This is a genomic window from Actinoalloteichus spitiensis RMV-1378 (assembly GCF_000239155.1).
Taxonomy (GTDB): Bacteria; Actinomycetota; Actinomycetes; order Mycobacteriales; family Pseudonocardiaceae; genus Actinoalloteichus_B; species Actinoalloteichus_B spitiensis.
Map to the genome: position 1 here is coordinate 1 of NZ_AGVX02000127.1, position 8,081 is coordinate 8,081.

5 protein-coding genes are annotated in these 8,081 nt (G+C 72.5%); 3 read left to right on the forward strand and 2 right to left on the reverse strand.

All coding sequences use genetic code 11. From position 1 onward, the window contains the following. Positions 1–616 precede the first annotated feature (616 nt). From ACTIDRAF_RS27590 to ACTIDRAF_RS0206605, 3 genes are all read left to right on the forward strand, one after another. A complete protein-coding gene (locus tag ACTIDRAF_RS27590) occupies positions 617–2,536 on the forward strand; it encodes a rhamnogalacturonan lyase family protein (RefSeq protein ID WP_016697930.1) in 1,920 nt (639 codons plus the stop codon). A 123-nt stretch (positions 2,537–2,659) separates the two neighbouring features. After that, positions 2,660–3,982 (forward strand): enolase C-terminal domain-like protein, encoded by a 1,323-nt coding sequence (locus tag ACTIDRAF_RS0206600; RefSeq protein ID WP_016697931.1) that lies wholly within the window; start codon positions 2,660–2,662, stop codon positions 3,980–3,982. Positions 3,983–5,118: 1,136 nt separating this feature from the next. Further along, positions 5,119–5,790, forward strand: a complete 672-nt coding sequence (locus ACTIDRAF_RS0206605; protein WP_245533458.1) for a lytic polysaccharide monooxygenase auxiliary activity family 9 protein — start codon at positions 5,119–5,121, stop codon at positions 5,788–5,790. Positions 5,791–5,959: 169 nt separating this feature from the next. On the opposite strand, the gene ACTIDRAF_RS0206610 is transcribed toward ACTIDRAF_RS0206605, so the two are convergent. Both ACTIDRAF_RS0206610 and ACTIDRAF_RS0206615 read right to left on the reverse strand, forming a co-directional pair. After that, on the reverse strand, positions 5,960–6,955 hold the full coding sequence (locus tag ACTIDRAF_RS0206610) for a transketolase family protein (RefSeq protein ID WP_039786139.1): 996 nt from the start codon (positions 6,953–6,955) through the stop codon (positions 5,960–5,962). Further along, positions 6,952–7,833 (reverse strand): transketolase, encoded by an 882-nt coding sequence (locus ACTIDRAF_RS0206615; protein WP_016697934.1) that lies wholly within the window; start codon positions 7,831–7,833, stop codon positions 6,952–6,954. Before ACTIDRAF_RS0206615 ends, ACTIDRAF_RS0206610 begins: the two co-directional genes overlap by 4 nt. Positions 7,834–8,081 lie beyond the last annotated feature (248 nt).

The following is an 8,081-nucleotide window of genomic DNA, read 5'->3' on the forward strand; positions in this document are numbered from 1 at the left end:
CCCGCGCCCGCCCGCCCCCGACGCGCACCCGGGAGGAGGCGGCGGGACCGGCGGGGGAGGGGGACGGTTCGGGGGTCGCGCGATGTCGAACGCACCAGGGGTCCTTCCGTCGATCGTGCCGGCAGCGGCTGGCGGGACACGTCAGGCGCCGCCGCGCGGGACGTCCGGCGGTGACCCGTCGAGGAGTCCGTCGACGGTGTCCCGAACCCCGGCACCGTCCCCAGTGTGCGATGGGTGCGTGGGCGTCGCAGGGAGCACCGCGTCCCCGGTTCGGGGGCATTCATGTTCACGTTTCCCGGGGGCCGTCCTCGGCGCTGACACCAGTCGGCCGCAAGCACCAGGTCGGATCGGACCGACCGGGGTGGCGCGTCCTCCCTCGGGCGGTCCTCCTCCCGCGCCGGTTGGTCGTCCTCGAGCGGCCGAGCGCGCCGCGGCCGCCACGCAGGACCCGGGGGCCGTGCAGGCTGGCAAGTCATCCGACATCTGTCAGGTATCGGCCAAGAATGGCACCGGATCCCTTGCTCATCGGTGGAACGAGAGCAAGATACATCCTACCTATCCGGGCTGTTCCGTCCGATCAGCGTGGATCACGGCATCCCAACTCGGAGGTTGTCCCATGACGTTCCGGAAGCGCCCCAGACGCGTGGCCGTCGGTGCGCTCGCCATCACCGCCGCCGTCGCCCTGCCGACGGCGCTCGCCTCGGGAGCGGCCGTGGCCGAACCCGACTCGTCGTCGACCACCGGCTTCGGCATCCCGCGCGGCTATGGCGGCGCCGAGCAGCAACTGGGGCGCGGCGTGATCGCCGTGCACGACGGCGACGCCGTCCACGTCAGCTGGCGGCTGTTGGAGACCGACCGCGCCGACGTCGCCTTCCACCTGTTCCGGGAGACCGACGGCCGGCGCACCAAGCTCAACCGGGCGCCCATCACCGGAGCCACCTACTGGGTGGACGAGGAGGCCGACCCCGCCAGGGAGAACACCTACCACGTCCACGCCGTCCGCAACGGTGGCCGGGACAACCAGCGCGGCTCCTACACGCTGCCCGCCGGCTCCGAGGACCGGCCGTTCTTCTCCTTCGACCTCGCCGACGACATCGACCAGACCGCCCGCCATGTCGCCGTCGGCGACCTCGACGGCGACGGCGAGATGGACTACGTGATCAAACGGGGCGACCAGAACATCGACCCGTCCAAGGGCGAGGAGCCACGGGACACCTACAAGCTGGAGGGGTACTCCAGCAAGGGCGAATTCCTCTGGCGGCGCGACCTGGGCGTCAACCTGCGCACCGGAATCTGGTACACGCCCTACCTCGTGCACGACCTCAACGGTGACGGCCGGGCCGAGGTCATCTACAAGTCCAGCGAGGTGGACGAGGACCTCAACGGCGACGGCATCATCGACTACCGGGCCAGTCAGAACTGGCGGGTCTTCGACGGGCCGGAGTACGTCGAGATCCTCGACGGCGCCACCGGCGAGACCATCGAACGCCAGGACTGGATCGACCGGGGCGAACCGGGGGTCTGGGGCGACGACCGGGGCAACCGGTCCGAACGCAACCTGATGACCGTGGCCTACCTGGACGGTCCCGAGGCCAACCCGAGCCTGATCACCCTGCGCGGCACCTACGCCAAAATGGTCGCCGAGGCCTGGGACTTCGACGGTGAGAAGGCCACCCTGCGGTGGCAGTGGAACCGCCCGACCGACGAGAACGGCCGCTACCCGAAGGGCGCCGGGTTCCACAACCTGCGCACCGGGGACATCGACGGCGACGGCCGCGACGAGATCATCAACGGCAGCATCGCCATCGACGACGACGGGTCCACCCTGTGGATCACCGGCGAGGGCCACGGCGACCGGGTCCACATGACCGACATCGACCCGGAACGCGACGGGCTGGAGATCTTCTACGTCCAGGAGGTCAACAGCCACTACAGCAACCCGATCCACCTGCGGGGCGCCGAGGAGGGCGACCTGCTGTGGGGGCCGACCGGCGAGAAGTGGGACGACGTGGGCCGGGGCATGGCCGCCGACATCGACCCCCGCCACCCGGGCCTGGAGGTGTGGGGAGGCCGCCCCAACCCGCAGGGCATCGTCGAGGTGGTGCCCCCCGTCGACGGCCTCTACAACGCCAAGGGCGAGCGGATCGGCACCCGACCCGCCAGCGTGAACTACGGCATCTGGTGGGACGGCGACCTGCTCCGGGAGCTGCTCGACGGCGTCTACATCGACAAGTGGGACTACAAGAACGAGGAACTGGTCAACCTCGTCACGGCGGAGGCCGACCCGTTCGGTGGCACCGACCGCTACGCCGTGCTGGGCTACGGAGACGTCTTCGGCGACTGGCGCGAGGAGGTCTTCTACGTGCACGACCGCAGCGAGATCCGGATCTACACGACGACGATCCCCACCGAGTACCGGTTCCCGACGTTCCTGCACGACCGGGACTACCGGGCGAGCCTCGCCGCCGAGTCCATGGGCTACATGCAGTCCACCCAGCCCGGCTTCTACTTCGGTGAGGGCATGGACGGCACCTGATGCGTCCGGTCCGGGTGGCCTCCTCTGTCCCGGAGGGAGGCCGCCCGGACCGGGCACCCGGTCGCGGTTCGCGGCCGACAACCCGCGCCGACCCGGCGCGGGACGACCCCTGAGAAGGACTCCATGACCGCCTCGATCCTCGCCATCGACACCCAGGACATCCGCTTCCCGACCTCCCGCGAGCTGGACGGGTCGGACGCGATGAACCCCGACCCCGACTACTCGGCCGCCTACGTGGTGGTGCGCACCGACGCCGCCGACGGCCTGGAGGGGCACGGCTTCGCCTTCACCATCGGGCGGGGCAACGACGTGCAGGTGGCGGCGATCCGCACCCTCGCGCCGGCCCTCGTCGGCCGGCCGCTGGACGAGACCCTCGCCGACCTGGGCGGGCTGTGGCGCTCCCTCGTCCACGACAGCCAGTTGCGCTGGCTCGGGCCGGAGAAGGGGGTCGTGCACATGGCGATCTCCGCGGTGGTCAACGCGCTGTGGGACCTGCGGGCCAAGCGCGAGGGCAAGCCGCTGTGGCGGCTGCTGGCGGACCTGGAACCGGAGGAGGTCGTCGACCTCGTCGACTTCCGCTACCTCAGCGACGCCCTGACCAGGCAGGAGGCCCTGGACATCCTGCGCGCGGCCCGGGAGGGCCGCGCCGGTCGGGAGCGACGCCTGCTCGCCGAGGGCTACCCCGCCTACACCACCTCGCCCGGCTGGCTCGGCTACGACGACGCGAAGTTGACCAGGCTCGTCCGGGAGGCACTGGCGGCCGGGTTCACCCAGATCAAGCTCAAGGTCGGCGCGGACCTCGACGACGACCTGCGGCGGCTGCGGGTCGCCAGGGAGATCGCCGGCCCCGACGTGCGCATCGCCATCGACGCCAACCAGCGGTGGGACGTGGCCGAGGCGATCGACTGGACGCGGGCCCTGGCCCCGTACGACCCGTGGTGGATCGAGGAACCGACCAGCCCCGACGACGTGCTCGGCCACGCCGCCATCCGGCGGGGCGTGGCCCCGGTGCGGGTGGCCAGCGGCGAGCACATCCACAACCGCGTCATGTTCAAGCAGTTCCTCCAGGCCGAGGCCATCGACGTCGTGCAGATCGACGCGGCGCGGGTGGCCGGGGTGAACGAGAACGTCGCGATCCTGTTGCTGGCGGCGAAGTTCGGCCGTCCGGTGTGCCCGCACGCCGGCGGGGTGGGCCTGTGCGAACTCGTCCAGCACCTCGCCATGTTCGACTTCCTCGCGGTCAGCGGGAGCTGGGACGACCGGGTCATCGAGTACGTCGACCACCTGCACGAGCACTTCGTGGACCCGGTGCGGGTGCGTGGCGGCCGGTACCTCGCCCCCGAACGGCCCGGTTTCTCCGCGCAGATCCGCACCGCCTCCCGCGCCGCGCACCGCTACCCCGACGGTGTCGCCTGGGTCGCCGACCGCGCGCCGACCTCCCGGTAGCGGCGCCGCGCACGTCGGTGGGCCGCTCCCGGGGGCGGCGCACCGGCCTCCGGTGTCTCGCTCCGGGCCGCCCGACCGGCCAGGGGCGGGCGGTGGCCCGGGGGTGTGTGACGCGCCGTCAGGGGGTGTCGCGCGGTGGTCCGGCGGTGCCCGCCGGTCGCTGGCCCCCGAGGACCCGCCACGAGTACCGCGCCCGGGACCCTCGCGCCCCGCCAGCCGGCCACCGGCGGAGGAGGCCGCGGGGTCGGTGGCCGGCCCGTGGCCGGCCCGTGGCCGGGCGCGGGACGGTGGCGGTTCCTGACGTGGCCGCAACGGTGGAGGGTGGCGTGGCCTCGTCGATGACGGCGGGCCCCGCCCCCGGGTCGACGCGTCGTCCGGCGGTCGGGGTGCGCCGTGGTCACCCGGGCTCGCCTCGCCGCCCCGGCCGCACGGAGGGCACCAGGGGAGCGTCGCTTTGGGGCGCCGAGTGGTGGGAGCGCTCCAACAATTGTGGGCGGTGCCGGATCTCGACGGGTCGACCGGGGTGGCCGCCGTGGTCGACGCCATCGCCGGACGCTCGGGGAGACAGCCGGGTGACCAGGAAGAACAACGGCCGCCACCGCCGTGCGAGGTGCCGGAACCCGTGGCCGCCCGGAGGTGGCCGTGGTCGCGGAACCGGTTGCGCCGTCCCGGCTCCGGAGCGACCGGTGGTCGCGGGCCGTCCGCTCGGTCCGGTCGCCCGGAGAGAACCCGCGACCCCCCGACCGCGTGGGGTTCCGACGGACTTTCCCCTGCTCAGTGGTACCGAAGGACGCGGGGACCTCGGGCCCGCGCTGGGACCTTCGGAGCCGGCCCGGTGCGGCAACAGGAGTATTTGCGGGGTGGGTGGCTGACCAGGTGTTGACACACCGTGCGTGCGGCCCCCAATCTGGGAGCGCTCCCAGTTATCCCGTGGGTCGTTCCTCCGGCGGCAGCCAAGCGGAGACCGCGCCAACCAGCACCTCGGGCGACGCGGACGGCCCCGGGCGGCCGGTCGACCACCGGCGGCGGCGTCGGGCCAGACGCGGCCCGTCCTGGTGGTCGACCGTGGTCGACCGGCGCGGACGGTGGGGAGCGGACGACTGACCAACGCTGACCAGTCGATCAAGGAGACCAAGGTGAAGGTGAAAGGAAAACTGAGGTTCTTCGGCCTGCTGGCCGGCCTCGCCGGGATGTTCGCCCTCGCGATCCCGCCCCAGGTGGCCTTGGCGCACGGCGGCCTGACCTACCCCGCGACCAGGACCTACGCCTGCTACGTGGACGGCCTCGCGGGTGGCGTCGGCGGTGACCTCGACCCGACCAACCCGGCCTGCGCCGACGCCATCGAGATGGGCGGCAAGAACGCGCTGTGGAACTGGTTCGGCAACCTCCTCCCCGACGCGGGCGGCCGCCACCAGGAGATCATCCCCGACGGGCGCCTGTGCGGCCCCGGTGACACCTACGCCGCCTACAACCAGGCCAGGACCGACTGGCCCACCACGACCATGCCCGCCGGTGAGACGGTGACCATCCGCTACAACGCCTGGGCCCCGCACCCCGGAACCTGGTACCAGTACGTCACCAAGGACGGTTGGGACCCGACCCAGCCGCTGAAGTGGTCCGACCTGGAGCCCGAGCCCTTCGACGTCGTCACCGACCCGCCGATCAACGGCAGCGGCCCGCACGGCGCCGAGTACACCTGGTCCGCCGACCTGCCCGACAAGAGCGGCCGGCACATCATCTACTCGATCTGGCAGCGCTCCGACAGCCCGGAGGCCTTCTACAACTGCTCCGACGTGATCTTCGAGTGACCGACGCCGCCAGCTGAGACCACCAGGCAGGGAACACGGGGTGGGGAGCCGATCAGGCTCCCCACCCCGGCCGCGCACCGCACCCCGACCGGCCCCGGCCCCATTCCGGGCCCGGGAGCACATCCCCCACTGGAGCCGGGCGAGCCCGGCGGGCGGCCGGAGGTCCGGATCACACCTCCAGCGCGTCCAGCACCCGGCGCACCAGGCGGTCGGTGGACAACCCGTACCGGTCGTGCAGGGTGGGCAGCGCCCCGGCGGCCAGGAACTCGTCGGGCAGGGCGACCGGCACCAGGTTGCGCGCGGCGCCGCCGAACGCCAGGCAGGACGCCACGGCCTCGCCGAGCCCACCGACCACGCTGTGGTTCTCCACCGTCACGACCAGCCGGTCGGACCTGCCGACCCGCAGCACGGCCTCGGTGTCCAACGGTTTGATCGTCGGAACGTGCAGCACCCCGACGTCGACCCGGTGCTCGGCCAGCCGCTCGGCCGCCGACAACGCCCGCATCGTCATCAGCCCGCTGGACACCAGCGTCACGTCACGGCCGGTGCGCAGCTCGGCGGCCCGACCCACCTCGAAGGTGTAGTCGTACTCGTCGAGCACCGTGGGAACCCTGCCCCGCAACAACCGCAGGTAGGTGGGACCGGACACCTCGGCCAACGCCGGAACGGCCTGCTCGATGTCCACCGAGTCGCAGGGGTCCACGATCGTCAGCCCGGGCATGCCCCGCAGGATCGCGATGTCCTCCGTCGCCTGGTGGCTGGGCCCGTAGCCCGTCGTCAGGCCCGGCAGCCCTCCCACGATGTTGACGTTCAGCCCCGGCTCGGCGGCGTCCAGGCACAGGAAGTCGTAGGCGCGCCGCGTCGCGAACACCGAGTAGGTGGAGGCGAAGGGCACCAGCCCCACCTCGGCCATCCCGGCGGCGGCGCCGAGCAGCAGCTGTTCGGACATGCCCATCTGGAAGAAGCGGTCCGGGTGCGCCTGGGCGAAGACGTGCATGTCGGTGTACTTGCCCAGGTCGGCGGTCAGCCCGACGACCTCGGGGCGTTCCTCCGCGAGCCGGGACAGGGCGTGCCCGAACGGCGCGGGGGTGGTGCGCTGCCCCTCGTCGACGAACGAGGCGATCATCGCCGAAGTGGTCAGCCGCTTCCTCGTCGTCGTGCTCATCGCTGCGCTCCCTGGTCGAGTTGGTCCCTGGCGATCTGCCACTCGTGCTCGTCGATGCGCATGAAGTGCGCCTTCTCCCTGGTCTCCAGCAGCGGGACCCCGGACCCGATCCGGGTGTCGCAGATGACGACCCGGGGGGTGTCGGCGTCGACCTCGGCCAGGCCGTCGAAGGCGCGCAGCAGCGCGGGCACGTCGTTGCCGTCCACCCGCACGGTGTGCCAGCCGAAGGCCTCCCACTTGCGCTCCACCGGCTCGATGGCCAGCACACCGGCCGTCGGTCCGTCCGCCTGGAGGGCGTTCATGTCCACCACGGCGGTCAGGTTCCCCAACCGGTGGTGCGCCGCGCCCATGGCGGCCTCCCAGGTGGAGCCCTCGTCGAGCTCACCGTCGGAGAGGAGGTTCACCACCCGGGAACCGACGCCCCGGTGCCGCAGGCCCAGCGCCATCCCGACCCCGACGCCCAGGCCGTGGCCCAGCGATCCGCCGGAGATCTCCATCCCGGGCGTGTAGGAGGCCATGCCGGACATCGGCAGGCGGCTCTCGTCCGAGCCGTAGGTCTCCAGTTCCTCGACGGGGATCACCCCCGCCTCGGCCAGCGCCGCGTACAGGGCGATCGCGTAGTGCCCGATGGAGAGCAGGAAACGGTCGCGCTCGTCCCAGTGCGGGTCGGCCGGCCGCAGCCGCAGCTGGTCCCGGTACATCACGGCGAGCACGTCGGCGACGCCGAGGGCCTGGCCGACGTAGCCCTGCCCCTGCACCTCACCCATGTTCAGCACGTGGTGGCGCATCCGGTGGGCCGCGTCCGCCACCCGGCGAACCCGGTCCTCGAACGACGGGCCGGCGGGCGCGGCGCGGTCGACGTCCTGCGTCGCGGTCATCATCGGCTCCCTTCTCGTAGTGGTGGTGCTGGTGGGCACGGCCGGGGAGACCCCGGGTGGTGCCCTGCCGCGACTGCCCCGGTGGTCACCAGGGGGTCGCCGCCGGTGCTCGGAGGCGCGGTCGCCCTCCTCCGCTCACCCGCCCTCGGCGGGTGAGCCGGCCGAGGCGGGGTCCCCGGTGGGGGAGCGGTCGGCGGAGGTGGGCGTGGACCGGGCGGTCAGCTCGCGCCACAGGGTGAAGTGGCGGG